22 protein-coding genes and 4 tRNA genes are annotated in these 23,063 nt (G+C 62.9%); 18 read left to right on the top strand and 8 right to left on the bottom strand.

What is annotated here, in order from left to right:
- Positions 1-2 precede the first annotated feature (2 nt).
- A complete protein-coding gene (locus tag F600_RS0111215; RefSeq protein ID WP_018160708.1) occupies positions 3-779 on the bottom strand; it encodes a pyrimidine reductase family protein in 777 nt (258 codons plus the stop codon).
- Between the two features lie 83 nt (positions 780-862).
- On the opposite strand from F600_RS0111215, the gene zapE reads away from it, so the two are divergent.
- The 5 genes from zapE to F600_RS0111190 all read left to right on the top strand — a co-directional run bounded on the left by zapE (position 863) and on the right by F600_RS0111190 (position 6,627).
- Entirely contained in the window at positions 863-1,879 is a 1,017-nt protein-coding gene (gene zapE / locus F600_RS0111210; RefSeq protein WP_026306425.1) for a cell division protein ZapE, read from the top strand.
- A gap of 102 nt (positions 1,880-1,981) precedes the next feature.
- Positions 1,982-2,743, top strand: coding sequence for a polyphosphate--glucose phosphotransferase (gene ppgK / locus F600_RS0111205; protein WP_018160706.1), 762 nt, complete (start codon positions 1,982-1,984; stop codon positions 2,741-2,743).
- A 97-nt stretch (positions 2,744-2,840) separates the two neighbouring features.
- Positions 2,841-4,307 carry a glucose-6-phosphate dehydrogenase gene (gene zwf, locus F600_RS0111200; RefSeq protein ID WP_211220058.1) on the top strand — a complete coding sequence of 489 codons (1,467 nt, stop codon included), beginning with the start codon at positions 2,841-2,843 and terminating at the stop codon, positions 4,305-4,307.
- Positions 4,308-4,350: 43 nt separating this feature from the next.
- On the top strand, positions 4,351-5,373 hold the full coding sequence (gnd, locus tag F600_RS0111195; RefSeq protein ID WP_018160704.1) for a phosphogluconate dehydrogenase (NAD(+)-dependent, decarboxylating): 1,023 nt from the start codon (positions 4,351-4,353) through the stop codon (positions 5,371-5,373).
- Positions 5,374-5,634: 261 nt separating this feature from the next.
- Complete coding sequence (locus F600_RS0111190) at positions 5,635-6,627, top strand: LCP family protein (RefSeq protein WP_162141412.1); 993 nt, start codon at positions 5,635-5,637, stop codon at positions 6,625-6,627.
- A gap of 52 nt (positions 6,628-6,679) precedes the next feature.
- On the opposite strand, the gene F600_RS0111185 is transcribed toward F600_RS0111190, so the two are convergent.
- Positions 6,680-8,704 carry a glycoside hydrolase family 15 protein gene (locus tag F600_RS0111185; protein ID WP_018160702.1) on the bottom strand — a complete coding sequence of 675 codons (2,025 nt, stop codon included), beginning with the start codon at positions 8,702-8,704 and terminating at the stop codon, positions 6,680-6,682.
- Between the two features lie 142 nt (positions 8,705-8,846).
- Here F600_RS0111185 and F600_RS0111180 point away from each other — a divergent pair, with 142 nt between their 5' ends.
- Positions 8,847-9,032, top strand: a complete 186-nt coding sequence (locus tag F600_RS0111180) for a hypothetical protein (protein WP_156024533.1) — start codon at positions 8,847-8,849, stop codon at positions 9,030-9,032.
- 10 nt (positions 9,033-9,042) lie between these two features.
- Positions 9,043-9,519 (top strand): Cys-tRNA(Pro) deacylase, encoded by a 477-nt coding sequence (ybaK, locus tag F600_RS0111175; protein WP_018160700.1) that lies wholly within the window; start codon positions 9,043-9,045, stop codon positions 9,517-9,519.
- On the opposite strand, the gene F600_RS0111170 is transcribed toward ybaK, so the two are convergent.
- Positions 9,516-10,793 carry a PucR family transcriptional regulator gene (locus F600_RS0111170; protein WP_018160699.1) on the bottom strand — a complete coding sequence of 426 codons (1,278 nt, stop codon included), beginning with the start codon at positions 10,791-10,793 and terminating at the stop codon, positions 9,516-9,518. The two genes, ybaK and F600_RS0111170, sit on opposite strands and share 4 nt — an antisense overlap.
- 255 nt (positions 10,794-11,048) lie before the next feature.
- Here F600_RS0111170 and F600_RS32370 point away from each other — a divergent pair, with 255 nt between their 5' ends.
- From F600_RS32370 to F600_RS0111125, 9 genes are all read left to right on the top strand, one after another.
- Positions 11,049-12,209: a PucR family transcriptional regulator gene (locus tag F600_RS32370; protein WP_018160698.1), complete on the top strand. Its 1,161-nt coding sequence runs from the start codon at positions 11,049-11,051 to the stop codon at positions 12,207-12,209.
- Positions 12,210-12,280: 71 nt separating this feature from the next.
- A complete protein-coding gene (locus F600_RS0111160) occupies positions 12,281-13,255 on the top strand; it encodes a PDR/VanB family oxidoreductase (RefSeq protein WP_018160697.1) in 975 nt (324 codons plus the stop codon).
- Positions 13,252-14,301: a Rieske 2Fe-2S domain-containing protein gene (locus F600_RS0111155; protein ID WP_018160696.1), complete on the top strand. Its 1,050-nt coding sequence runs from the start codon at positions 13,252-13,254 to the stop codon at positions 14,299-14,301. The genes F600_RS0111160 and F600_RS0111155 overlap by 4 nt, the downstream gene beginning before the upstream one ends.
- 191 nt (positions 14,302-14,492) lie before the next feature.
- Positions 14,493-15,530 carry an Abi-alpha family protein gene (locus F600_RS30325; RefSeq protein WP_018160695.1) on the top strand — a complete coding sequence of 346 codons (1,038 nt, stop codon included), beginning with the start codon at positions 14,493-14,495 and terminating at the stop codon, positions 15,528-15,530.
- Positions 15,531-15,575: 45 nt separating this feature from the next.
- Positions 15,576-17,006, top strand: coding sequence for a DUF445 domain-containing protein (locus tag F600_RS0111145; RefSeq protein ID WP_018160694.1), 1,431 nt, complete (start codon positions 15,576-15,578; stop codon positions 17,004-17,006).
- 9 nt (positions 17,007-17,015) lie between these two features.
- Positions 17,016-17,804 (top strand): universal stress protein, encoded by a 789-nt coding sequence (locus F600_RS0111140; protein WP_018160693.1) that lies wholly within the window; start codon positions 17,016-17,018, stop codon positions 17,802-17,804.
- A 24-nt stretch (positions 17,805-17,828) separates the two neighbouring features.
- Complete coding sequence (locus F600_RS0111135) at positions 17,829-18,044, top strand: hypothetical protein (RefSeq protein WP_018160692.1); 216 nt, start codon at positions 17,829-17,831, stop codon at positions 18,042-18,044.
- Positions 18,045-18,048: 4 nt separating this feature from the next.
- Positions 18,049-20,016 (top strand): hypothetical protein, encoded by a 1,968-nt coding sequence (locus F600_RS0111130; RefSeq protein WP_018160691.1) that lies wholly within the window; start codon positions 18,049-18,051, stop codon positions 20,014-20,016.
- Positions 20,017-20,082: 66 nt separating this feature from the next.
- Entirely contained in the window at positions 20,083-20,499 is a 417-nt protein-coding gene (locus F600_RS0111125; protein WP_018160690.1) for a YkvA family protein, read from the top strand.
- A gap of 54 nt (positions 20,500-20,553) precedes the next feature.
- On the opposite strand, the gene F600_RS0111120 is transcribed toward F600_RS0111125, so the two are convergent.
- The 5 genes from F600_RS0111120 to F600_RS0111100 all read right to left on the bottom strand — a co-directional run bounded on the left by F600_RS0111120 (position 20,554) and on the right by F600_RS0111100 (position 21,674).
- Positions 20,554-20,778, bottom strand: a complete 225-nt coding sequence (locus F600_RS0111120; protein WP_018160689.1) for a hypothetical protein — start codon at positions 20,776-20,778, stop codon at positions 20,554-20,556.
- A gap of 75 nt (positions 20,779-20,853) precedes the next feature.
- Entirely contained in the window at positions 20,854-21,357 is a 504-nt protein-coding gene (locus tag F600_RS0111115) for a hypothetical protein (RefSeq protein WP_156024532.1), read from the bottom strand.
- A 72-nt stretch (positions 21,358-21,429) separates the two neighbouring features.
- Positions 21,430-21,504 (bottom strand) — tRNA-Val (locus F600_RS0111110).
- Position 21,505: 1 nt separating this feature from the next.
- A tRNA-Cys gene (locus F600_RS0111105) sits at positions 21,506-21,576 on the bottom strand.
- A 25-nt stretch (positions 21,577-21,601) separates the two neighbouring features.
- Positions 21,602-21,674, bottom strand: a tRNA-Gly gene (locus F600_RS0111100).
- A 216-nt stretch (positions 21,675-21,890) separates the two neighbouring features.
- On the opposite strand from F600_RS0111100, the gene F600_RS0111095 reads away from it, so the two are divergent.
- Positions 21,891-21,962, top strand: a tRNA-Val gene (locus F600_RS0111095).
- A gap of 132 nt (positions 21,963-22,094) precedes the next feature.
- Positions 22,095-23,036, top strand: coding sequence for an enoyl-CoA hydratase/isomerase family protein (locus tag F600_RS0111090; protein ID WP_018160687.1), 942 nt, complete (start codon positions 22,095-22,097; stop codon positions 23,034-23,036).
- Positions 23,037-23,063: the final 27 nt, after the last annotated feature.

Raw genomic sequence — 23,063 nt, 5'->3', positions numbered from 1 at the left:
TCCTAAAGCGTGCCAGACGCGGTGGAGTCGATGCCCGCCGCGCCTGCTGACTCGGTACGAATCCACCGGGTCAGCAGGGTTCCGTCGTCGTCGGTGATGATCGATGCGCAGCCCATGTGGTGCAGGCTCGGCTGTTCCGAATGTGCGATTCGAGGCGCGTTTCCGGTCGCGAGGAGCGGCCGGATCGTCAGGCACAGATCGTCGACGAGGTCGTCGGCGATGAGTTGACCGAAAAGGAACGGCCCACCTTCGCACAGCACCCGGGTGAGATTCAGTGCCGCGAGCGTCGTCAAAATGTGCTCGGGAGTGATCGTCTGCTCGGTGATTTCCATCACCTGCGCCCCAGCAGCAACGAGGCGCGCACGGTTCTCGAACGGGGCCTCATGGGTGGTCAGGATGAGCGGCGGAACCGACGTGTCGGTGAACAGCCGGGACGACGGGTCGAGGTCACATCGTGAGGTCACCACCGCGATCGGCGGAACCGGGCTGAGACCGTCCTCCTCACGGCGTTCGCGCTTGCGTTCAGAGGTGCGTGCGCCGCCGTAGTCTTCCACCCGAACCGTTTGGGCGCCAACAAGAATCACGTCTGAGAGATCCCGCAGGAGGGCGAAGACGCGACGGTCCGAATCGATACCCAAACCTGTCGACGAGTCGTCGACGGAGGCGGCCCCGTCGAGGGTGGTGATGAAGTTCGCGCGCACCCACGGCACCGCGGGAAGTTCCGGGTAGGCGTAGAGGTCACGAAGATCGTCGTCAGTGAGCTCGGAGATGGTCCGCACGGTGACATCTCAGCATGTCCAGCAGGCCCAGGTGTTCTCGTTCGATTCAGGGCGTGTCTGAGAACGGACTAAAGTTTCACTTCATGCCCGACCGTCTTACCGACCGCTTCCCGGAGATGTCGCAGGCGGAGCTGATCGCGCAGCTCGTGCCGCCACCGATCTTCGACGGCGCGACCTTCGACTCCTACCACCCCGTTCCGGGTGAACCGACGCAGGTCGAGGCCGTCAAGGTGGCCAAGGAATTCGTCAACAAGATCGGCTCGATCCACAAGGGCCAGCGCAAGTGGGGCATGGGCAAGCGCACCCGCGGCACGGGCGCCGGCATCTACCTCGACGGCGGATTCGGCGTCGGGAAGACGCACCTCCTCGCCTCGGCGTTCCGGGAGGCTCCGGAGCCCAAGTCGTTCGGCACGTTCGTCGAACTCACGCACACAGTCGGAGCCCTCGGCTACATGAAGGCTGTCGAGGAGTTCAAGGACCACAGCCTGCTGTGCATCGACGAGTTCGAACTCGACGATCCCGGCGACACGATGCTCATCTCACGCTTGCTGACCGAACTCTCGGCGCAGGGCGTGTCGATCGCGGTCACGTCGAACACGCTTCCGCACCAGCTCGGTGAGGGGCGCTTCGCCGCCGCCGACTTCATGCGTGAAATCAAGAAGCTGGGTGACATCTTCCAGTCGATCCGGGTCGACGGGCCGGACTACCGTCACCGCGACCTTCCGCCGGCGCCGAAGCCGGCGACCACCGTCGAACTCAAGAAGCGTGCAGCCGAGACCCCGGGCGCGACGCTCGACGACTGGGACAGCCTGTGTGCGCACCTCACCCAACTGCACCCGTCGCGGTACCTGCACCTCATCGATGGCGTGTCGACGGTGTTCATCTCCGACATCAAGCCCGTCACCGACCAGGGCATGGCGTTGCGCATCGTCGTCCTGGCGGACCGCTTGTATGACGCGAGCATCCCAGTCGTCGCCTCGGGCACTCCGCTGGACAAGATCTTCCCGAAGGAAATGCTCGAGGGCGGGTACCGAAAGAAGTACCTGCGTGCCATTTCCCGGCTGCTTGCGCTGTCCCGACGAGGCAACACGGCTGTCTGACAGACCGAGTACATCCAATAATGTGAGGTCGGCCACATAGGCGGCTCTCGATGATTACAGTTTGACAAATCCTGTACTTCGTCGAAGAAGAGAGTCGTCGCGATGACTGAAACAGCTGGCCAGGGTTTTGGAATCGACGTCGGCGGCACCGGCATCAAAGGCGCGATTGTCGACCTGGCTACCGGCGAACTCGCTGGTGAACGCATTCGCATCGAGACTCCGAAGCCCGCAACTCCCGAAGCCGTCGCCGCTACGGTCGCCGAGATCGCGAAGCAGGCCGGCTGGACCGGCCCGGTCGGAGTGACCATGCCGGCGGTCGTCCTCAACGGCGTCACCAAGTCCGCGGCGAACATCGACGAGTCGTGGGTCAACGCCGACGCCGGGAAGATCTTCACCGAAGCCCTCGGGGGAGTACCGGTCGCCGTTCTCAACGACGCCGACGCCGCCGGCCTCGCCGAAGACCGCTTCGGCGCCGCGGCCGAGGCGAAGGGTCTCATCATCATGCTGACCTTCGGCACGGGCATCGGTTCGGCGATCATCTACAACGGTGTTCTCATCCCGAACTCCGAACTGGGCCACCTCGAGATGGGCGGCAAGGAAGCCGAGCATCGGGCCGCCGCATCGGTCAAAGAGAACAACGACATGTCCTACAAAGACTGGTGCAAGCAGGTCTCGAAGGTCCTCACGACGGTCGAGAATCTCTTCTGGCCCGATTTGTTCATCGCCGGTGGGGGTATCAGCAAGAAGAGTGAGAAGTGGATTCCTCTTCTGACAAATCGGACACCGATCGTCCCAGCCAAACTTTTGAACACCGCCGGCATCGTCGGCGCAGCTATGGCAGCAAATTCACTGGCGAATTCCTGACCGGTTGAAGCGTTAACGACGCTGAACCGTCCCATTGCGGCAGCTTTGCTGCCAAAGTCGTCGAACTCGCCCCGAACACAGCGCTGTGAATGGAAGGATGACCGTCGTGGTAGTAGAGGCCCGTGGGGCAGTTCATGGCATGGCCGATCCGCACGTCGTCGTATTGTTCGGTGCGACAGGAGATCTCGCGAAGCGCAAGCTTCTGCCGGGACTCTTCCACCTATCGAATTCGCATTTGGCTCCGGAAATCCGGATCGTCGCGACGTCACTCGATGATCTGGACACCGAGGGCTTCAAGAAGGTTGCTGAAAAGGCCTGCAAGGAATTCTCGACTCGCAAGATCACCAACGAGTCGTGGAAGGACTTCGTCGACCGGCTGAGTTACGTCCCCGTTGGTGCCGGCGCGGACGCGCTCGCGAAAGCCGTGAAGGAGCATCGCGGCCAGATGCCGGAGGGCACGCGCGTTCTTGCGTACCTCAGCGTCCCGCCGAAGGCTGCGCTTGCGGCCATCACGACCCTCGACAAGGCCGGTCTGGCCCAAGAGGCGAACGTGATCATGGAGAAGCCGTTCGGCACCGACCTGGCCAGCGCGAAGTCGCTGAACTCCTCGATCCACGAAGTGCTCAAGGAACGCCAGATCTTCCGCATCGACCACTTCCTCGGCAAGGAACCGGCGCAGAACATTCTCGCGTTCCGCTTTGCCAACGGTCTGTTCGAGCCGATCTGGAACCGCAACTTCATCGACCACATCCAGATCGATGTGCCGGAGAAGCTCACGCTCGAGGGCCGCGCGGTGTTCTACGAGCCGACCGGCGCCTACAAGGACATGGTCGTCACGCACCTCATGCAGATCCTCGCGTTCGTCGCGATGGAATCGCCGACCGCTCTGGACGCGAAGTCGATCACCATCGAGAAGACCAAGGTCTTCGACTCGATGCGCCCACTCGACCCCAAGCGCGTGGTTCGCGGACAGTACAAGGGCTACCGCGACGAACCGGGCGTCGACCCCGAGTCCGAGACCGAGACGTTCATCGCGCTCGAGTGCTTCATCGACAACTGGCGCTGGGCTGGTGTGCCGTTCTTCCTCCGCACCGGAAAGTCGCTTGCGGCGGGTCAGCGCATCATTTCGATCGCCTTCCACGAGCCGCCGAGCTCGATGTTCCCGGCGAATTCGGGTGTCGGCGAACACGGTCCGGACCACCTGACATTCGACCTCGCGGATGCGTCGAAGGTGTCGCTGTCGTTCTACGGCAAGCGTCCGGGGCCGGGCATGAAGCTCGACAAGTTGAGCCTCCAGTTCGCGATGCAGGAGACCGAGAACGTCGGCGACGTGCTCGAAGCGTACGAGCGCCTCATTCTCGACGCGATGCGCGGCGACCACACGCTGTTCACCACGGCCGACGGTATCGAGCGTCTGTGGGCGGTCAGCCAGCCTCTGCTGGACAACCCGCCGCCGGTCAAGGGCTACGAGATGTTCACGTGGGGCCCGAACGCAATCCACCAGCTCATCGCACCTCGCGCTTGGCGTCTGCCATTCGAGCGCGTGTGGCGGTCCAAAAAGTAGTCGACACAGCAACAACGGCTAAGTGCCAACCGAAGGGGAGAATATGCAGCTCGGAATGGTCGGGCTTGGCCGCATGGGTGCCAACATCGTCCGCCGCATCATGAAGGACGGCCACACCGCCGTCGTGTTCGACGTCAACGAGGGGCCGGTCAAGGAACTCGTCGACGAAGGCGCTGAGTTCGGCACCACCGACCTCAAGGAATTCGTCGCCAACCTGCAGACGCCGCGCGTTGCCTGGGTCATGATCCCGGCCGGCATCACCGGCAAGGTCATCGACCAGCTCGCCGAGCTCATGGAGCCGGGTGACATCATCATCGACGGTGGCAACAGCCGCTACCACGAGGACATCAAGCGCTCGAAGGCTCTGACGCCCAAGGGGATCCACTACGTCGACATCGGCACGTCGGGCGGTGTCTTCGGTCTCCGCCGTGGCTTCTGCCTCATGGTCGGTGGTGAGACCGAGACCGTGGCGCACCTCGAGCCGCTGCTGGCGTCGATCGCGCCCGGTGCCGGCGACGTCGAGCGCACGCCGGGCCGCTCGGGTGAGCTGTCGACGTCGGAGCGTGGGTATTTGCACTGCGGTCCGGCTGGTGCCGGTCACTTCGTGAAGATGGTGCACAACGGCATCGAGTACGGCGCCATGGCTGCCTACGCCGAAGGCCTGAACATCATTGCGAACGCCAACCGCGGCAAGGGTGACCAGGGCGAGCATTCGGCGGAGATCACCCCGCTCGAGCAGCCCGAGTTGTACCAGTACGACCTCGACCTCAAGGAGATCACCGAGGTGTGGCGTCGTGGATCGGTCGTGGCTTCGTGGCTGCTCGACCTCACGGCCTCGGCTCTCTACGACGACCCCACGCTCGAGACCTTCGGTGGTCGCGTGTCGGACTCGGGTGAAGGTCGATGGACTGTCGCAGCGGCCATTGACGAGGGCATCCCGGCACCGGTTCTCACCGCGTCGTTGTACAGCCGCTTCGATTCGCGCGGTGAATCGTTGACGGCGAACAAGATCCTCTCGGCGATGCGTATGGCCTTCGGTGGCCACCACGAACTGCCGAAGGAATAAGCATTTCTTTCGGAGAACGCCCGGCCACCTGGCCGGGCGTTTTTCGTTGGCAAATAATTCGCAACAGCTATTCTTTCTGACTGTTTCGGCCTTGTTTCCGGGTGTGGGTCGCGTCACCCCGCGTCCGATTTCGTTAACGTGCAGGTCCGCCGAACAGATTTCTCCCTTAAGTACGGCAATGACGCCAGCCTCCCTGTGCCCAAAATCGGGCCGCGCGTTTGCTCGCTGATAACGCGCTGAGAGTTGGTAAGGGAGGAAATGATGGAATTGAGTGAAGCCGCACCGCGGAAACGCTGGGTGCGTCCGATCGTGATCGCGTTGATCGCGGTCCTGGTCCTCACCGGTAGTGCCGCAGTCTTCGCCGGCGCCCGCTATCTCGGCAATATCCAACGTCTCTCCGATGTCTTCGCCGGACTTGTCGATTCCAACCGGCCCGTCGGCGATGACGCCACGACGTTCCTGCTCGCAGGCAGCGACTCCCGCGAGCCCGAGACCGACGTTGCGGCGCTCGGCGCGAACGGTCCCGCGAATCAGCGCGCCGACACCTTGATGTTGCTGCGCATCAGTGCCGACGGTAAGTCGTCGCAGCTGATCTCGATTCCGCGCGACAGTTGGGTCGACGTCCCTGGTTATGGCTACAACAAGATCAACGCGGCGTATGCGTTCGGTGGCCCGGCTCTGCTCATCAAGACGGTCGAGCAGGTCACCAAGGTGCGCGTTGATCACTTCGCGGTCGTCGACTTCCAGGGCTTCAAGAACATCACCGACCTGGTCGGTGGCGTGACGATCGTGTCGGCCGGCGAGTACGGACTGACGCGGGGCGCCCATCACATGAGTGGTGAAGAGGCGCTCGCCTACGTTCGGGAGCGCAAGCACCTGCCGAATGGCGACTTCGACCGGGTGCGTCGTCAGCAGGTCTACCTGCGCGCGATGCTTCGTGAGGTCAAGGCGCAGCACGTCTACAAGGACCCGGCGAAGCTCGACCGGATTCTTCGAGCGGCAACGTCGTCGATCGCGGTGGACGACAACTTGTCGTACCCCGAGATGGTCAAGCTCGCGATGACCCTCGGTGGTCTGAACGAGTCGGACATGTCGTTCTTCCTCGCCCCGGTTGCCGGGTACGGAATGGAAGGCGAGCAGAGCGTCGTCTATCTGGACGCCATTCAGTGCGACGTCATCTTCAAGCTGTTCCGGGAAGGGAAGCTCGGCGCGGACTCGGGATTCGAGACGCTGCCGCCCGATCCGGCGGTGTAGTCGGCGCAGAAGGGCCGTCCGGATGACTCCGGACGGCCCTTCGGCGTCTGAATTAGTTGGCCTGGCTGGCCGGGACGAACTCACTCGCGTCGAGGTCCATCTCGGCGCGGATGACGTGCATCACCGCGTTGATCTGGGCCAGGTGCGTGAACGCCTGCGGGAAATTGCCGAGGTGCCGGCCGGTCTTCGTGTCGATCTCCTCGGCGTACAGCTTGAGCGGGCTGGCGAACGACAGAAGGCGCTCACAGAGTTGCTTGGCCCGCTTGAACTCACCGACTTCGACGAGCGCTGACACCAGCCAGAAGGAACAGATGGTGAACGTGCCTTCTTCGCCTTCGAGTCCGTCGTCGGTCTCTTCGACCTTGTAGCGCAGGACCAGGCCATCGACCGTCAGCTCGTCGGCGATCGCCAGTACCGTGGCCTTGACCCGCGGGTCATCGGGCGGCAGGAAACGGACCATCGGCATCATGAGGTTGGCCGCATCGAGGGCGTCGGTGTCGTAGTGCTGCGTGAAGACCCCGCGCTTGTCGAGGCCGTTCGTGAGGATGTCTTCCTTGATCTCGTCGGCGATCGCCGTCCACTCGGCCGCCCGGTCCTGCTCGCCGTGCATCAGCGCGAGTTTCGCCCCGCGGTCGAGGGCGACCCAGCACATCATCTTGGAGTTCACGAAGTGTTTCGGCTCGCCACGGACTTCCCAGATGCCGCGGTCCGGGAGACGCCAGTGCTTGATCGCCTGCTCGACCTGCAGTTTCAGGATCGGCCACAGGTTCTCGGGGACGTGCTCGCGGGACTTCACGTGCAAATACACGGAGTCGAGCATCGCGCCCCACACGTCGTGCTGCTGCTGATCGAACGCGCCGTTTCCGATGCGCACGGGGCGTGCGTCGTCATAGCCGGAGAGGTGGTCGAGCGTGCCCTCGGTCAGCTGCGTTTCACCGCCGAGGCCGTACATGATCTGCAGCGGCCGCGGGGTACCGTTCGCGTCCTGCGTGACGTCCTCGATGAAGTGGAAGAAGTTGTTCGCTTCGCGGTCCAGGCCGAGGGTGTAGAGACCCCACAGCGCGAACGTGGAGTCGCGGATCCACGCGTAGCGGTAGTCCCAGTTGCGAACGCCGCCTGGAGTTTCCGGGAGCGATGTGGTCGAAGCGGCCATCAGGGCACCGGTCGGCGCGAAGGTGAGACCCTTCAACGCGAGTGCGCTCTGCTGCAGGTAGCCACGCCACGGGTGGTCCGGGAACTTGCCGACCGTGATCCACTGACGCCAGAACTCCGAGGTCTGCTTGAGCTTGTCCTTCGCTTCCTCGACCGTCTGTGGCGCGGGGAGCGGCGACCAGGTCAGTGCGACGAACGCTTCCTCACCTTCGCGCATCCGGGTGCGGGCCTGTGCCTCGCGCCCTTCGAGTCCGAGCCGAAGGCTCGACGTCAGTTTGAGGGTCGGCATCGAGCCGTCCGCGCTACCCGGGCACGTGGCGGTCGCCTCGGCGTAGACATCGCCCGAGTACTCCCACACCGCGTTCTGGCGGGCGTAGTCGAACGCCGGCTCGCAGTTGACCTCGACCTCGACGACACCGCTGACGCACCTGATGATGCGGAGCAGCAGGTGCTCGGCATCCCAGTCGGTCGGGGTACGGCGGTGGGTTGCCGAGCGCTTGTCGTTGTTGTGCCAGCCACCCATCGCGAGGCAGTCATAAACGACGAGCCAACCGGTTTCGGTCTGCCACGTGGTCTCGACGATCAAACCGCCGGGTCGGTAGACGCGTGCCGCGGGCACGCTCTGGCCGTACGGGCCGACCCGGAAATGGCCGGCGCCGCGGTCCAGAATCGCACCGAAAATGCTTGGCGCATCAGGTCGGGGGACACACATCCACTCGACGGCACCACTGGGCGCGATGAGGCAGGTGGTTTCGCAGTCGGACAGGAATGCGTAGTCGTCGATCGGTGGGAACGGACTCCGGCGGGAGTGTGGGAGCGAGGCACTCATATCCGGCTGCGGAGTCGGAGCTGACGAGCCATTGGTGGGCAAATCCTGCCCAGAAGTGATCTTCGGCGCCGCTGCCGTCGTCTTGGTGGTTGCCATTGGTTAATCATGTGTGACATCTCGGTACGCCGTAGGCGAAATGCCGTAACCGAACGGGCGGTTTGCAACGGTTTGAATTCGACCGTGAAAAATGGTCGCTCTACGTATTGCGATGTTGTTTGTGCAGGTCAATTATCGTTTCATGAACGACGATCGGGATACCGCCGAAGTCAGTCGGGCAATGGGCACCTTGCACCACCGGGCCGATGTGCGTCATTTGTCTGACGCCTCCAAGGCACGTGAGCTACGGGTGGCCCAGATGATTCTGGAAAGCGAATCGCAGGAACGGTTCTGGTCTGAACTGCGCGGCGCTTCGGGTTTCAACTGACTGACCGAGATTGGCATCGACACCAGCAACCAAGATCCTCAGCGCGGCGAAAATCCCGCACCAGGTCCACTCCTACGATCACGACCCACGGGTGCACTCGTACGGAGACGAAGCCGCGACCGCCATGGGCGTTTCGGCTGACCAGGTTTTCAAGACGCTCGTCATCGAACTTGCGGACGGCAAACTTGCCGTCGCGGTGCTTCCCGTGGCCGCGAAACTTTCGTTGAAATCGGCGGCCGCGGCACTCGGCTCGCCGAAGGCTGTCATGGCCGATCCGGCGAAGGCGCAACGAACCACGGGCTATGTGCTTGGTGGCATCTCGCCGCTCGGGCAGAAGCGGCTGCTGCCGACGGTCATCGACAAATCCGCGCTGACCTTCCCGACGGTGTTCTGCAGCGCCGGCAAGCGGGGATTGGAAATTTCACTCAAGCCGTCGGATCTCGTGGAGCTGACGAAAGCCGTGACGGCGAGCATCACCGCGAGCTAGCCCGCGAGGACGGCCGGGCCCAGCAGGTGGCACAACCCAAGCGCGAGTTCGACGTCGATACGGTCTTCGTCAATCGGACGCCCCCGGCGCTCGACCGCGCGATCCACTCGATAGCGCACGGTATTGAAGTGCAAGTGCAGGTCGGTCGCCGCCGCCTTGAAACTCGAACCCGCGCTCAGGAATGCACGGAGAGTGTCGCGCAAGCGTTCGTCGTTCTCGGTTGCGGACGCCAGCGGGCCGAGCACCTCGCACACCCACCCGCGGGTGTCGTCGAGGTTGTCGGCGAGGAGGCCCGCGAGAAGCACACCCGGTTCACGAGCCTCGATCATCCGATTCGTGCGATTGACGTCGCTGAGCGCGACGCGTCGGGCATCGACAGCCTGCGCGTGCGACCGTCGAAAACCCTCGATACCGGGAATTGCGCGCCCGATGGCGATGAACGGCGGGTGCTCAGTCGAGGCGAGGACGTCAGCGACTCGCGCCGAGATAGTGGTCGAATCCTGATCTTGGGGGAGCGGAATCCAGCCCCAGGCGGTCAGCCGGTCGGCGGGCACGTACAAACAGGAATCCTGGGGTGAGACCGCCTTGGCAACCCGATGAATGAAGCGCTCCAGGGTCGCGGTCTCGCTCCCGTCCGGCGATTCGCCAATCCATACGACGATCGCGAGATGTTTTCGGCGGAAGGGATATTGGACGAGCGTGGTCATCGCGTCGAGGTCGGCGTCGCCACCTTTGAGTAATTCCCGGACGTGGGACGCGCGGTCGTAGTTGCGGCTTTCCTGCCACCGAACGCGTTCGTCGTAGTAGGTCGTCATGACCCGCTGGGAGATCGAGTCGATGTATTCGAAGCTCTCCGTGGTGATTCGATCGGTCACGTCGATCGCGGTCGTCACGTCGAGGTCGACCTGGCGAAGTTCGCCGAGCATGAGTTTCAGCACCGTTTGATGCCCGATTCGATACGCCCGCATCATGACGTTGGCGTGGACATCCCGCTGGGCGAGCCGCCGTGCATATTCAACGGCCACCGTCGGCGGTTCGATCTGCGTCATCGGAATCCGGTTTCGCAGGGCCGCGAAAACCGTCTCGATGTTCGCGGTCACCGTATCCGCCATCAACGCGAGGATCTGACTGTCCTCGCGCAACTCCTGGAGTTCGTTGACGAGAATCTGCTGCGTTCGACGCGCGATTTCCGGCAGTCGTTCGGTCAGGCGGCCGATGATCTGGCCAACCATGTCCGTGATCACGGCATCGCGTTCCGATTGCCCATCCGCCATGGTGCAAGCCTATCGGTCGACAGTCTGGACCGGCTCCGCATCGTACAAACATCCACGGGCCTGAACAGTCCAATGCGCCCGTCTTTGTATCCGGAGTACAACCGCGGGCGGCAAGTTGGTAGTTCGCGTATATCGTTCGGACCCCGTTGCGCCCGTAGCGTTCTTGGTGTCGCAGGTCACACGAAAAGGATTTGTGGCAAAGGAAATTCATTCGCTACAAGGTGCGCGACAGCGTGCGAGGAGGCCGACGCCGCGATGTCACTTGCGATATCCGCACCCCTCACTCGGCTGACCTCCGCGTGGAATCTGCTGATCGAATCGCTCCTCGCGGAGCAGGACTTCCTCGGCCACCACATCCACGCTGCGCTCCGCCGAGAGCATGCCGCCGATCGACCGTTGCGCTTCGGCACGCTCCACAAGGAGATGGCCGGCAATGTCGTGCGCCTTCTTTCGGAAGCGCTCACCAGCGGGTCGGTCCCCACTGCCGACGGACTCGCGTACGTGCACTCAGCCGGTGAGTCCTGGGCCCTACACGGGATTTCCCTTGGCGACCTGCTCCACGATTGGCACACCGGTATCGACACCGCGGTCGCGTATGTTCGCGAGACGGGTCAGCAGCTCGGAGTCGAAGACGGCGAGCTCCTGCAATTCGTACAGTCCGCCCACACGTGGTCGCACGCGGCAGTCGTCGCTGCGGTCCGCGGACATTGTGGCGCGGATGTCGAGCGAACCAACGCTGATGGCCGGCGCCGAGAAGCTTTTGTGCGTGGAGTGCTGTTCGGAACGCTGCCGAGCCATGAGCTGCAAGCCGGCGTTGAGGCGTACGGGCTCGACCCGGCCGCGGAATACGTGGCCATCCGCGCTCGCCTCGGGGACCGCAACCAACAGCGAAAACTCCAGCAGGCCTTGGGATTTGAACAGTCCTCCGCTGGATTGTGCGCGGTCGTCGACGGTGCCCTCGTCGGATTCCTCACCGCGTCACCGCAGGCCGAGACATGCACCGTCATTGGCGTCGGACCGCGGCGCTCACTGCGGCAGTTGGCGGAGTCCTACCGACTGGCCAGTCGGGCCCTGACGACAATGCAGGCTTTCGGAATTCACGGATCGCGCGACTTCTCCGCAGTCGGTCTGCAGGCAGCGGTCGTAGGTGATCCGGATGTCGGGGATGTTCTCCGGCAGCGCTACCTCGAACCGTTGTCCGTCGGAGATTCCGCACGCGAGCTTCTGGGCACGCTGCGGGCCTACTTCGCCTGCGACCTGCACGTCGAGCGCACGGCAACCCGTCTTTTCGTTCACCAGAACACGGTGCGGTACCGCCTTGCCCGGTTCGAGGAGCTCACCGGCACGAGTCTGCGGTCCACGCAGGTCGTCGCCGAACTGTGGTGGGCGCTCGCTTTATCCGACCTGGGTGCCTAGCCCCTCTGGCACCGACCTAAAGGAGACACCAATGACAACCTTTGTCACCGACCCGAGGACGGTCGATCTCGATGTTTGATGCCGGCAAAGGCGCCTATCGCGAGGTCGAAGTCGACCTCGAAGTGCGGCGTCGTGAAGTAGCTGCGGACGGCGTCGTCACTTTGACGCTCGCTGATCCCACCGGTGCGGACCTGCCGGATTGGACACCCGGCGCACATATCGACCTCATGCTCGCGCCCGGGCTCGTTCGCCAGTACTCCTTGTGCGGCGACACCGCGAACCGAGCGGAGTGGCAGGTGGGAGTGCTGCTCGACCCCGACAGTCGGGGTGGCTCCCAGTACGTGCACGACAAGCTCGATGCGGGAGTAACGGTCCGAGTTCGCGGCCCGCGCAACCACTTTCCGCTCGTGCGATCGCAGAAGTACGTATTCATCGCCGGCGGTATCGGCATCACCCCGATCAAGGCGATGATCGCGTCCGCGGTCGCCACGGGTGCCGACTGGCAGCTGTTCTATGGCGGTCGCTCGCGCTCGACGATGGCGTACCTCGATGAGCTCGAACAGCATGGCGACCGCGTGTCGGTCGCACCGCACGATGTCACCGGTCGGCTGGACCTGGACTCGATCCTCGGCGCGCCGCAAGAGGACACCCTCGTCTACTGCTGCGGTCCGAGCGGACTGCTGTCGGCGGTCGAAGAAGCGTGCGAAAACTGGCCGGACGGCAGCCTCCACATCGAGCGCTTCGCCGCCAAGGCAGTCGAAGCCAACCCCGAGGGCGATACCGAATTCGTCGTCGAGTGCGCGCAGACCGGTATCGACGTCGTCGTCGCGGCGACCCAATCGATCTACGACGCACTCGAACAGGCTGGCGTCGACGTGATCGGTTCGTGCATGGAGGGTGTGTGCGGAACGTGTGAGTGCGACATCATCCGCGGGCTGGGCGACCACCGTGACTCCGTTCTCACCGATGCCGAGAAGGCAAAGAATCAAACGATGATGATCTGCGTTTCGCGATCCCGTTCGGAAAGGTTGGTGCTGGACATATGAGCCCCAACTACCCGCTGAACTGCTGGTATGTGCTGGCAACCAGCGACGAGGTACAGGCGGAACTCTTCAGCCGCCACGCTCTCGGAAAGCATGTCCTGCTCTATCGGGTCGGCAACGGCACGGTGGTCGCCATGGACGATCGCTGCGCCCACCGACCACATGCCTTGTCGACCGGACATCGCGACGGAGACAAGGTCGTGTGCGGTTACCACGGCATGACCTACGCCCCCGACGGAACGCTGCTCGAGGTGCCATCACAGGAGAATGTCCCGCCCGGGATTCGAGTGCGGACCTATCCGGTGTTCGAGCAGGCGCCGTTCGTGTGGGTGTGGCTCGGGGATCCCGGGGCCGCCGGCCTACGGACACCGCCGCGGATTCCGTGGCTGACCGGGGAACACACCTGGGCGAGTTCGTTGGACGTGTCGCGGATTTCCGCGAACTATCTGCTGCTGCACGAGCACTACCTGGATCTCACGAACATTTTCCACATGCATCCGGAAGCGGTTCCGCCGGACCTGCAGCGATTACCGGCACTCGACGAGGTGAAGGTCTCCGAGCGATCGGTGTCCTACCTTCGGATCACCGTCCCGACGCGACCGGCTCCGTGGGAGAAGGACGTCACGGGCCTCGCACCGGATGCGCGGTCGCCTCGACTCGAGGAAGGCGTATTCATCTCGCCCGGCTTGCACGTCCAGCGGTATGTGATCGATCCGCAAGGCAGTCGGCCGCTGACGCTGGTGCGGGTGCAGGCGTTCACGCCCGAGTCCAGCGGTGTCACTCATTCGTTCACCCGGATCGCGCGGGATTTCACACCGCACAATGCGGAGCTCACTGCGTATCTGCGCGAGATGTTCCACGAGATGACACTGCGCGATGCCGAGCTGCTCGAATCGATGCAGGTGCGGATCGAGGAGGAGTACGAGGAGCTCGAACCTCGCCGGGATCTGAACGTCAAAGCGGACCGAGCCGCATTGCGGGCCCGCCGAATTGCGCGGGACATGGTAGACGAGGAAACGCGCTATGTAGGGCGGATTCTCGCGCCCTGACCCGATCGGGAAATGGCGGCTCCATAGGGCCGCCATTTCTAGATCAACTATTGGAGAAAGTTCCAAAGCGCATCGAAATTTTCGGTGAATACTCCGTTGTTTGAAAGCGCAACCGGCGTAAGACTTTAGTGGGGCCCAAGCGATTTGTGTCGCTGCGGTCGGGAGCGCACATTGCGTTGAGGGAGCATCACATGATTCCAGACACTGATTCAAAATCACCTCGGCAGAACCTCGACGACGCCACCCGAAATCTGGGCGCGGCCGCCGATGCTGTCGGTGACAAGGTCCGCCCGGCGGTGAGGGTCGGCGTCGACGCAGCGGACGGAATTGTCGCTGCGGTGGAGTCCGCCAACCACGCTCGGGAGCGCGTGTGGAATGCGCTCAACAAGTTGGCGGATCGCTCCAAACGCGACAAAGCGGCTGGGACAAAGTCCGATGACTCGGATGAATCTGCCGAACTCGCGGCCGCGGCGTCGGACGTCATCGCCTCGGCGGCGTCTGCCTCGACCGCGGTGAGCGGAATCTGGAAGATGCTCACCGACACCGAAGCCGCACGGCAGCGTTCACCCCTTGATCCACGCCGCTGGGTCGGCGAATCGACGGGTGTGGTGCGGAACGTGGCGGAGACCGTTGGGGAGACCGTCGGGCTCCGCGCCGACTCCGCTGAGGACGTCCGCGAAATGGGCGAGAAGCTCATCGCCGAGTCGCAAATTCCCAAGTACACGGCCGGCGGCCGGCACCCGGCGTTCTATCACATTCTTCAGCAGATCAATCCAGACGAAGCACGCATCGTCCGGTTCCTCTACGCGGTAGGCGTACAGCCCTCGATCGACGTGCGGACCAAGACGCTCTTCCAGATCGGTTCGGAGCGCGTCCTCGGCGGGATCAACATGGTCGCTGAGATGGCGAGTTGCCGCTGGCCGAAGCAAGGAACCGAGTACCTCGGAAACCTCAATCGTCTGGGGTTGGTCCGGTTCTCGCCGGAGCCGGTCGCGGACATCCGTCGCTACTCGCTACTCGAGGTTCAGCCGGAGGCAATGGAGGCGATTGCGTCGGTGAAATCGGCAATCACCGTCTACCGCAGTATCTACCTCTCGGATTTCGGCAAGCAGTTCGCGGAAATGGCATTCGATATGACCGGCTACACCGGCGGCGGCTGGGACACCGATGGCCGTAGCGACAAGATTCTGGGGTCGGGGCCGCCGAAGTTGAAGAAGCACGGACACTGATCCGTCCCGCCGCCGTCCCTTTCCGAGAGAATTCGAGACTCTGAAATGAGCTATCTAGCCACAGGCTTCTTCGGCCTACTCGACTGGGAAGAAATGACCGGTCAGTCGAAGTTCGTCGTCGACATCGTCACCGTCCCCATCTTCAGTGCAATCGCCGGTTTGATCACCAACTGGACCGGCGTCATCATGCTGCTCGCCCCGATCAACTTCACCGGTTTCTATATGCCGGGCGTCAAACGGATATTCCCGTTCATGCCCCGAAAGCTCCAGATTCTGCCGTGCTGGGCGCCGAACGGAATCATCGGATTCCAGGGCTTCATCCCCTGCCGTGCAGAGAAGATGGCGAGCATCATCGTCGACAAGTCGATCTACCGCATCGGTGGTGTCGGCGACTTCTACCAGGAGCTTGATCCGGACAGCCTTGCGATGAACATCGCGGAGAAGGCTCGACCCGACATTCGGCGACTCACCACCGAAGTGATCGAGAAAGAGCACAAGCAGCTGTGGAGCACGCTGCCTGGCCCGGTCAAGGAACAGGTGCTCAGCAAGGTCGATGCCGAGCTGCCGGCGCTGTCGAAGAAGGCGTTCAAGAAGATCGGTGAGAACATCGACCAGCTACTGGACGTCAAGCTGATGGTCATCCAGTACCTACGCACGAACCCGGCGATCCTGGTGTCGATCATCAAGAACATGGCGGCTCCGGAACTGCGGTTCATGGTCCGGATCGGGACCCTGGGTGCGCCGTTCGGTGTGATTCTCGCGCTGTGGCTGTCGTTCATCCACTACAGCAGCGATGAGGTCAAAGAAGCACACGAGCTCGACCCGAACGCGGCCTACATTCCGCTGCCCGGATTCCTCAACACGCTGCTGCACATTTTCCCGTCCTGGTTGTGGGTGCTGCTCGGCGCGGCTCTCATCGGAATCATCGTCAACATCATTGCCATCAAGGTCGTGTTCGTTCCGGGGCACCCGATGCCGCGGACGAAGTACCTGTGGAAGCAGGGCCTGTTCGCAGCCCGCCAGCACCAGGCCTCGTGGGAGCTCGCCCAGCAGCTGTCGATCGAGGTTCTCACCGTCACGAACTTCACCAACGAGATGCTCAACGGCTCGGGCGCAGACAAGACTCGCGCCTACGTCCAAGAGACGGTCTCCGAGGAGGCGAAGCGAATCCTGGGTCCGTTCATGGTGATGGCACGGAACTCGTTCGGGTTCGTCGATGTCGAAGAGCTCGAGAAGGGCGGAGCGGTGGCCGTCGTCGACTTCGCACCGTCGGTGCTGTATAGCGAAGAGTTGAACAAGGAGAAGGCCAAGAAGATCGAGGAGTACGCAACGGAGAAGTTCCGTCAGCTCGATCCGGACGACTTCGGCGAGATGCTCTTCAACGCAATCGAACAGGATGCCTGGCTGCTGTACGCACACGGTGGTCTGCTCGGAATCCTCGTCGGCGCGGTACACATCCTGATCTTCGGAGCCTAGGAGTCAAACATGTCCAGCTACTCGAGGGTTGTCGTCGGCTCCGATGGATCGGAAACGGCACGTGAAGCGGTTGCCGTGGCCGGCAAGGTTGCGGCGGGGCTGGGGGTACCAGTCACTGCGGTAACGGCATGGAAGACGAGTATCGAGGTTCTCGGCGCTCGTGATCAGACGTGGGCCGAGCGCACGACGACCGGCTCCGACATCGATCTGACCGCTGAGGGTGTCTCCGAAGTGGAGAAGGTCGAAGTTCACGGTGATGCGGTCGACGCGCTCCTCGACACTGCGTCCGGGGCGCCGGACAGTCTGATCGTCGTTGGGACGCTCGGCCTCGACAAAGCTTCGAGCCGACTTCTGGGCAACATTCCGAATCAGTTGGCTCACAAGAGCAGTGGCGACGTCTTGTTCGTCCGAAAGCCGGGACCGATCGAGTCCGTTGGTCTTGCCACCGACGGGTCGGACACCTCGATCGTTGCGGTCACGCATGGTTACCAGTTGGCTGCCGCCCTTGGTGCGAGAGCCGCACTGGTGACCGTTGCAGACTCGGTCGAAGAAGGAAGTCAGGTTCTGGAGAAGGCCGAAGCGGCGCTTCAGGCCAACGTGCCCGACGCGGTGGTCGAGCCGAAGATCCTCACCGGGAAGCCTGCGGATGCACTCGCCGAGGAGACAGGGGCCTACGACCTGTTGGTGATCGGAAACCGAGGAATGAGTGGAATCGCTCGCGTCCTGGGTTCGACCGCCAACTCGGTGACGCACAATGCCGAGACCAACCTCCTGCTCGTCAACACGACCCGCAACTGACGTCGACGGCGTAGGTGGTTGGCGATGAGTGATGTGGAGACGTCTCTGGCGGGCGAACTCGGCGCCGAGTTGCCTCCGCGCATCGCCAAGCTCGGCGCGGATGGACTGAGTTGGCTGCTGGCCACGATCCAGGAGCAGACGCAAGTTCAGGTCGCCGCGCTCGACCAGAGTTGCAAGGACGTTGTCGCAAACCTGCCGATGATTCTTCGGGGACCAGCCCGCGCGATCATCGGCGGGTGAGCACATGAGCGATCTAGCGGATCTACGGGCCGAAATCGCCAAGCTGTCGCGTCTGCTCGGCGTTGACGCAAAGTCGCTGGCGTTCCTGGAACCCGCAGGGTGGCAGGAGATCCGGCAACTTCGTCAGTTGGTGTCGGACCACTTCTTCGGTGCCGGGGAACCTCGGCTACGAAACCTCGCGGCCATCGCGAAACTCGTGCCGGTTCAGGTCATCGTCAAGCTGGCCCCGCTGGTATTCGAGCCGCGGATGGGGGCGGGACTTGCGAGCCTTATCGACGAGGATAAGGCCCTCAAGCTCGTGCCGAAGCTGCCGCCGTCGATGCTTGCCGAGGCTGTTCCGTACATCGATCCACGGCGGGTCGGCCCGCTCGCCGCCAAGATCCCGGTGGAGGTGATGCGCGAGATCGTGCCGTTTCTCGTCGCCGCGAATGAACACGCCGCGATGGGCCAGTTCATCGATTACGTCACGCAGGAACAACTCGACGGGTTGTTGCCCTACGTCGACGATGCGACTCTGCTGACGATCATCGAGACGGCGGAGAACCGAGATCAGTTCAACTCGATCATGCCGCTGGTGAGCGACGTCCGGGTCGGCCGGCTGATCACCACCGCAAAGGAACTCGGACAGCTGCCGATCATCTTCGAACTTCTCGAGCACGTCGATCCGGAGATTCGGGCGCACACGACGAACATCGCGATGAACCAGAGCGATTCGGTCCTGGAGAGCTTCCTCATCGAACTGGCGGCCGAGGATCGTTTCGACTTGCTGTTGTCGGCTATTCCGCTCATGGGCCGAAGTGAACTGATTCGGCTGGGTCGCAATCCTGCGTTGACCGCTTTGCCAACGCTCAAGTCTCTCTTCGCGGCAGCCGGCCGGACCGATAACTGGGCCGCGGCCATGCGGCTGGTCCCGCTGCTTCCGGCGGCGTCGCGGGCGCAACTGGTGGCGTCACGGCTGTGGAGCGATCCGGATACGGTGCGCGCGGCCGCGAACACGGCGTTCGATCACCTGGATACCGAACCTGAACTCGTCGTGTCCTTCCTGCAGTTCACCGATGGCATGCCTGCCGAGGACCGCAGACTGTTTGCCGAACCACTTGCCGCGGCGAGCGACCAGACCTTCCGGCGAGCGGTCGAAGTAGGCATCGCGTTCGGCGGGACGGGTGCTTTGCTTCCCTTGGTCGGATTGCTACCCCAACCGCGTCAGGCCGTCGTCGCTGACATCACCGCCAACCTTGACACGGACCAGCTCCGGACAGCCTTGATCGATGCCAACGATCGGGGTGTATTGCCTGACCTGCTGCAGGTTGCTGCCGAGATGCCGCGGGAAGCGCGGGAGAAGATCGTCACCATCATTGCCGACAATCCCGACGACGATCTGCTCAGCAGTTCAGGCACACCAGAGCATCAGCAGGAGACGTGGAATGGACTCCTGAAGCTCACCGACGATTTGCCCTCGCAGCTGATGTCGAAGCTCGGGGAGCAGGCGACCATGCTGTCGCTTGATGACGTGCTGCCGTTCATCGTGAAGGCGGGCCAGGCGACAGGCCGGATTGCCACGAGCTTCACCTTGCTCGATGAGATCAACAAAATCGCCGAACGTGAAGGGGTGCCGGTCGAGTTCGCGCTGCCGATGGGATTGCTCAAGACCGTCACCGACTCCGTCGGGAACATCGCCGGGCCCGATGGCGTGCTCGGCAGCCTGCAACACGGGTTGAGTTCTGCCTCGTCGGACGGCTCGTCGCCCGCCGACGCCCTCGTCTCGGTTTCTCTCGATCTGTTCAAGTCGGCCTCCGAGGCGACGAGCAAGGCTGCCAGTGTGGCGGGGGAGAAGACCCTGTCCGAACTCGCCGGCGAGGCTTCAGCCAAGGTCTCGGGCGTGGCCGGAAAGCTGTTCGGGTTTGGAAAGGCGCTGCGCGATGCGGCCGTCGAGGCCCAGAAGGAGCAGAAGGAGAAGTCTGGCGGCGACTGACCGCCGGGAAAGACGCCCGCGGCTGAGGGGCCCGCAGGGACTGCCGAACCCGTCACGAGTTACGTTGTGACCGTGACGGGTTCGCGCGTGTTCGACGTTCTGGTGGACGTTGTCATCGCCCTGATTCTGCTGTGGATCGTGATGATCGTCGCGCTGGCGGTCATTCGCCCCAAGGGCGTCGTGCTCCGCGATGCGATGCGAATCCTGCCGGACCTGCTGCGACTTATTCGTCGGCTGTCCGCGGATCGTTCACAGCCGCGAGGCGTGCGCGTACGACTCGGCTTGTTGATGGTCTATCTCGCCTTGCCGATCGATCTGGTGCCCGACTTCATCCCCGTTCTGGGATACGCCGACGACGCGATCATCGTCGCTTGGGTTCTGCGCAGCATCGTGCGCAGGGTGGGAATCGATGCGGTGCGAGACCAGTGGCCGGGATCGGACGCCGGGTTCGAGACCGTGCGAAGGATTTGCCGGCTGACATGAGACAGCCCCGCCAGTCTGTGCGACGTTGGCAGGGCTGTCCAGGGGAGCTGTTGCTCAGCCTTCTTTGCCACCGAGGTCCGCGAGCGCGACCGCGAGGCGGATGTACTTGTTGTTGCCGAGTTCGCCGATGGTCTTGACCTTGAGTGCCGCGAGCAGTTGCTCGTCGTGCGCTGCGGTCAGGCCGGCGAGTGCTGACGGGGGTGCGGCCAGAACCTCCGCGATGGTGGCGTTCTCGAATGCCTTGTCGAGTGCCTTCTCGAGATTGACGCTGACTGCCATGGTGTCCCTTTCTGAAATGAACGGTTCCTCAGCGGCATTCTGTCGAGTTGCGAGAAGGTCCGCGCCGGTTCGGGGTCATTGGTTCCGAATTGTCTGATGTCCGCGCACCAATCCGCCGAGCAGTCCGAGTCCTCCACCGAACAGTGCGAGAACGGGTAGCAGGACCGCTCCACCTTCGATCTGGACGGTTGCGAGGTACGCGCGTGCCGAGGTCCAGCCACTGCTGGCGAACGCGACGCGCTTGTCGTGCTGTTGCATCACGAGGTCAAGGAAGGCGTTGTTGATAGCGAGAAAGGTGACGGTGACGCCGATCGCGACGACGGCTCCCGCAGATGCCCCCGCCATCCCACCGGTTCGGAACTTTTGGTCACCGCGGACCAACCAGCCAACAGCCGCAAATGCCGCAGCGAGCGCGATGAGCGTGATCAGGTACCAGACTCGGTATTCGGGGTCACTATCACTCTCGTCAGGCCCACCTGGCGCGATGACGTTCGTCCAGACAGCGATGACGGCGAGCACGATGGTGATCAACAATCCGTACGCTGCGCCGCGACCCGCCGCGGAGTAGAGGTCTCGCATGCGGAGCACGGTACAGCGCATTCGCGAGTCGGCGTAGAAACACCGAAAGCCCCTGTTAGACAGGGGCTTTCATGGTGCGCGATACAGGGATTGAACCTGTGACCTCTTCCGTGTCAGGGAAGCGCTCTCCCGCTGAGCTAATCGCGCGAGGTGGGAACGGGAATCGAACCCGTGTGCACGGCTTTGCAGGCCGTTGCCTCACCACTCGGCCACCCCACCGCACAGGGTTGAAATCCAACCTGCGAGCGGATGACGGGATTCGAACCCGCGACCCTCACCTTGGCAAGGTGATGCGCTACCAACTGCGCTACATCCGCATGCTCACCCGGCTCGCTTTTCGCTCTCCGTGGCGTGCGAAGAGAACACTAGCCGACGATCTGCGCGACGTACAAATCCGCTGGTTAACGGTGTGTCTCCTGTTTTTCAAGCGCCGTACGCGTGCTGTTTGTTCCCTCGCGCGGATCCCTGGGCGCGGCACTGGACCCAATTCGGAACCCGGGGGAGTGGCGTGCTAGATTCGATCCCGCCGATTCGGTTCTATAGCTCAGTGGAAGAGCACTCGCTTCACACGCGAGGGGTCGCTGGTTCGAACCCAGCTAGAACCACTTGAACTGCCTTGTATTGCAAGGCGAATGCCTTTCGTCGAAGCGCATCTCGAACTTCTCGAAACTTCCCCTAACGGACGCTGAATACTGAGGACTGCGCCTGATCTTCAGGCATAAGCCGAGGTGAGTCGCGTGGTTCAGCAGGTCAAGACCGAGCAAGTGGGACGTGTGCTGATTGCCCGGCTCGACAATCCACCGTATGCCCTGATGACGACTCAGATGGTTGCCGAGCTCGATGCCATCGTCGACCGCGCGGATTCCGACGACGGCATCGGTGTCGTAGTCATAACGGGAGCGCGGCCGGATCGGTTTCTCGCCCATTTCGACGTGCGTGAACTACTGCAGGCAGCGCAGGGAGCGCCGGCGCTGTCGGAGTCTCAAGCCCACGCGGCGCTGAGAGTTGCTTCCCGAGCATCGTCGTTGCCCGGCGCCAGGGTGCTGCTGGCGCATTCGCCCGCTCGCGGGGTTCTCGATCTGCAGCTCATGCACAAGGTCCTCCTCAAGATCGGCCGCAGCGGCGCGATCTTCATCGCCGCAATCAACGGCGAGACTGCGGGCGGCGGACTTGAACTCTCCCTCGCGTGCGATTTGCGCTACCTCACAGAAGGTGGCGAATTGGCGCAGCCGGAAGTTCTCCTGGGCTTTCCCCCAGGCGGCGGCGGTACCCAGAGGTTGACCCGCCTGATCGGTCGCGCAGCCGCGCTGGAGATCATGCTGACGGCCCGAGTCGTCCCGGCGGACGAGGCGCTTCGCATCGGCCTGGTCACCGGACTGTTTCCCGCTGACCGATTCCTGGATGAGGTTCTCAAAGTCGCCAACTCGTTGGCGACGAGATTCAAGCCGGCGGTTGGGGTGATCAAACGGGCGGCGCTCGAGGGAGCGTCGCAACCATTGGAGGCAGGCCTCCTCCTGGAGCAAGCCGGCCTTCTTGCGATGCTCGGGGAGAAGGGGGCACAGCAGTCGATGAAGACATATGTCGATTACATCGATGAGCACGGGGCGATGCCCTCGGATGACCCCGAAGTTCGGAAGCAGCTCTTGGGCGGCACGTTTGCACCGTTTTATCCCCACTGACAAAAGCCGGTCTCCGACGGCGAAATC

Origin of the sequence: Smaragdicoccus niigatensis DSM 44881 = NBRC 103563 (assembly GCF_000380645.1) — a bacterium.
GTDB lineage: Bacteria > Actinomycetota > Actinomycetes > Mycobacteriales > Mycobacteriaceae > Smaragdicoccus > Smaragdicoccus niigatensis.
This window is presented reverse-complemented; position numbering and strand designations above follow the sequence as displayed.

Bases quoted from the DNA above. Each gene is read 5' to 3' on its own strand.
- F600_RS0111120 (WP_018160689.1), bottom strand. From the start codon at position 20,778: ATGGCAGTCAGCGTCAATCTCGAGAAGGCACTCGACAAGGCATTCGAG.
- F600_RS0111155 (WP_018160696.1), top strand. From the start codon at position 13,252: ATGAGCCCCAACTACCCGCTGAACTGCTGGTATGTGCTGGCAACCAGC.
- F600_RS0111135 (WP_018160692.1), top strand. From the start codon at position 17,829: ATGAGTGATGTGGAGACGTCTCTGGCGGGCGAACTCGGCGCCGAGTTG.
- F600_RS0111180 (WP_156024533.1), top strand. From the start codon at position 8,847: ATGAACGACGATCGGGATACCGCCGAAGTCAGTCGGGCAATGGGCACC.
- F600_RS30325 (WP_018160695.1), top strand. From the start codon at position 14,493: ATGATTCCAGACACTGATTCAAAATCACCTCGGCAGAACCTCGACGAC.
- F600_RS0111185 (WP_018160702.1), bottom strand. From the start codon at position 8,704: ATGGCAACCACCAAGACGACGGCAGCGGCGCCGAAGATCACTTCTGGG.
- gnd (WP_018160704.1), top strand. From the start codon at position 4,351: ATGCAGCTCGGAATGGTCGGGCTTGGCCGCATGGGTGCCAACATCGTC.
- ppgK (WP_018160706.1), top strand. From the start codon at position 1,982: ATGACTGAAACAGCTGGCCAGGGTTTTGGAATCGACGTCGGCGGCACC.
- F600_RS0111130 (WP_018160691.1), top strand. From the start codon at position 18,049: ATGAGCGATCTAGCGGATCTACGGGCCGAAATCGCCAAGCTGTCGCGT.
- F600_RS0111190 (WP_162141412.1), top strand. From the start codon at position 5,635: ATGGAATTGAGTGAAGCCGCACCGCGGAAACGCTGGGTGCGTCCGATC.
- F600_RS0111170 (WP_018160699.1), bottom strand. From the start codon at position 10,793: ATGGCGGATGGGCAATCGGAACGCGATGCCGTGATCACGGACATGGTT.
- F600_RS0111160 (WP_018160697.1), top strand. From the start codon at position 12,281: ATGTTTGATGCCGGCAAAGGCGCCTATCGCGAGGTCGAAGTCGACCTC.
- F600_RS0111145 (WP_018160694.1), top strand. From the start codon at position 15,576: ATGAGCTATCTAGCCACAGGCTTCTTCGGCCTACTCGACTGGGAAGAA.
- F600_RS32370 (WP_018160698.1), top strand. From the start codon at position 11,049: ATGTCACTTGCGATATCCGCACCCCTCACTCGGCTGACCTCCGCGTGG.
- F600_RS0111115 (WP_156024532.1), bottom strand. From the start codon at position 21,357: ATGCGAGACCTCTACTCCGCGGCGGGTCGCGGCGCAGCGTACGGATTG.
- F600_RS0111140 (WP_018160693.1), top strand. From the start codon at position 17,016: ATGTCCAGCTACTCGAGGGTTGTCGTCGGCTCCGATGGATCGGAAACG.
- zapE (WP_026306425.1), top strand. From the start codon at position 863: ATGCCCGACCGTCTTACCGACCGCTTCCCGGAGATGTCGCAGGCGGAG.
- zwf (WP_211220058.1), top strand. From the start codon at position 2,841: ATGACCGTCGTGGTAGTAGAGGCCCGTGGGGCAGTTCATGGCATGGCC.